1 protein-coding gene and 1 pseudogene are annotated in these 1,149 nt (G+C 70.1%); both read left to right on the forward strand.

The window, feature by feature from the left end:
* Positions 1 to 19 precede the first annotated feature (19 nt).
* Positions 20 to 412, forward strand: a pseudogene (locus tag BACI9J_RS24030) (6-phosphogluconate dehydrogenase); the annotation flags it as partial.
* A 31-nt stretch (positions 413 to 443) separates the two neighbouring features.
* On the forward strand, positions 444 to 1,149 hold a 706-nt coding region (gene recF, locus BACI9J_RS24035), incomplete at its 3' end, for a DNA replication/repair protein RecF (RefSeq protein ID WP_159736808.1).

Raw genomic sequence — 1,149 nt, forward strand, 5'->3', positions numbered from 1 at the left:
GATCGGCGCCGGCCAGTAGGCGAAGATGTTCCACAACGGCATCGAGTACGCGATCATGCAGGCGTACGGCGAGGGCTACGAGCTCCTCGAGGCCAAGGACCTCATCACCGACGTCCCCGCCGTGTTCGCCGGGTGGCAGCGCGGAACGGTCGTCCGTTCCTGGCTGCTCGACCTCATGGTCCTCGCCCTGAACGAAGACCCGAAGCTCGACGAGCTCGAGGGCTACGTCGAGGACTCGGGCGAGGGTCGCTGGACGCTGGAAGAGGGCATCGAGCTCGCCGTGCCGATGCCGGCGCTCTCGGCGTCGATCTTCGCGCGCTTCGTCTCGCGCCAGGGCAGTGCCTCGCCGACGATGAAGGCCGTCGCGGCGCTCCGCAACCAGTTCGGCGGTCACGCCGTCAAGAAGTCCTAGGACTTCCCGGGGGAACCCGGCCTCGGCCCGCGTGCACGTCGACCATCTCCAACTGACCGACTTCCGGAACTACCGGGAGGCGGACGTCGACCTCGCACGCGGGCCGAACCTGTTCGTCGGACGCAACGGACAGGGCAAGACCAACCTGGTCGAGGCGATCGGGTACCTCTCCACCCTCGGCTCGCACCGCGTCCCCACCGACGCAGCGCTCGTCCGCCAGGGTTGTGACGCCGCGATCGTCCGGGCTCGACTCGCGCACGAAGACCGCAGCATCCTCGCCGAGGTGCAGATCAACCGCACCGGTGCGAACCGTGCGCAGGTGAACCGTTCGGCGATCAAGCCGCGGGAGCTGCCGCGCTACTGCACGTCGGTGCTCTTCGCACCGGAGGACCTCGCCCTGGTGCGGGGCGAACCGGCCGGGCGACGCCGGATGCTCGACGAGCTGCTCGGTCAGATCGCGCCGCGGATGCAGGGTGTGCTCGCCGACTACGACCGCACGCTCCGGCAGCGGAACACCCTGCTGAAGTCGGCCCGCGCCACGGGTGCGAAGGCCAACGCCCTGTCGACGCTCGACGTCTGGGACGACCGCCTCGTGGGGCTCGGTGCCGAGATCGTCGCGGCCCGCGACCACCTGACCCGACGCCTCGCCCCCTTCGTGGCCGAGGCCTACGCCACCGTCGCCGGCGAGCACCACGACGCCTCGATCACGGGGGTCCTGTCGATCCGCGGTGGCGACC

The sequence above is a fragment of the Arthrobacter sp. 9V genome (assembly GCF_902506065.1).
Classification (GTDB): domain Bacteria; phylum Actinomycetota; class Actinomycetes; order Actinomycetales; family Micrococcaceae; genus Arthrobacter.